Annotated in this window: 1 protein-coding gene; it reads left to right on the forward strand. The window is 58.3% G+C overall.

Going from position 1 to position 1,202, the window contains the following annotated elements:
• Positions 1-1,182: serine hydroxymethyltransferase (gene glyA, locus ACR0EL_RS21655; RefSeq protein WP_480502242.1), on the forward strand; the 1,182-nt coding region annotated here is incomplete at its 5' end.
• Between the last annotated feature and the right edge of the window lie 20 nt (positions 1,183-1,202).

The raw sequence follows: 1,202 nt of genomic DNA on the forward strand, positions 1-1,202 counted from the left end.
CTGATCGCCTCGGAGAACATCGTCTCTGCCGCCGTGATGGAGGCGCAGGGCTCGGTCATGACCAACAAATATGCCGAAGGTTATCCGGGCCGCCGGTACTATGGCGGTTGTCAGTTCGTCGACATTGCCGAGAACCTGGCTATCGACCGTGCCAAGCAGTTGTTTGGGTGTGAGTTTGCCAACGTCCAACCGAATTCGGGATCGCAGGCGAACCAAGGTGTATTTCAGGCGCTGATCAAGCCCGGTGACACCATTCTGGGAATGTCGCTGGATGCAGGTGGTCACCTGACCCATGGTGCGGCGCCGAACCAGTCAGGCAAGTGGTTCAACGCGGTACATTATGGCGTGCGCAAGCAGGACAACCTGATCGACTATGATCAGATCGAAGCGCTGGCAAAGGAACATAACCCCAAGCTGATCATCGCCGGAGGCTCGGCCATCCCGCGCGTCATCGATTTTGCCCGCATGCGTGAAATCGCCGATATGGTCGGCGCCTATCTGCATGTGGATATGGCCCATATCGCCGGTCTGGTTGCCGCAGGCGCGCACCCTTCGCCCTTCCCGCATGCGCATGTGGCCACCACCACCACGCATAAAACCCTGCGCGGCCCGCGCGGCGGCATGATCCTGACCAATGATGAAGCGATTGCCAAAAAGGTAAACTCGGCGATCTTCCCGGGCATTCAGGGTGGTCCGCTGATGCATGTGATTGCTGGCAAGGCCGTTGCCTTTGGCGAGGCACTGCGTCCTGAGTTCAAGGACTATATCAAGCAGGTCGTTGTGAATGCGCAAGCCCTTTCAGATCAGCTGATCAAGGGTGGCCTGGACACTGTGACCCACGGCACCGATACCCATGTGGTTCTTGTCGACCTGCGCCCCAAAGGTGTTAAAGGCAACGCAACCGAGAAAGCTTTGGGCCGGGCACATATCACCTGCAACAAGAACGGTGTGCCGTTCGACCCCGAAAAGCCGACGATCACCAGCGGTATCCGTCTGGGCTCGCCTGCCGGAACCACCCGCGGTTTTGGTGAGGCCGAGTTCCGCCAAATCGCAGACTGGATCATCGAAGTGGTCGACGGTCTGGCCGCAAATGGCGAAGACGGAAACGGTGCGGTCGAAGCCAAAGTCAAAGCCGAAGTCGCCGAACTTTGCGCGCGCTACCCGCTTTATCCGAATCTCTGATCCGATACGGACTTAAAACA

The sequence above is a fragment of the Ruegeria sp. AH12 genome, assembly GCF_056541465.1.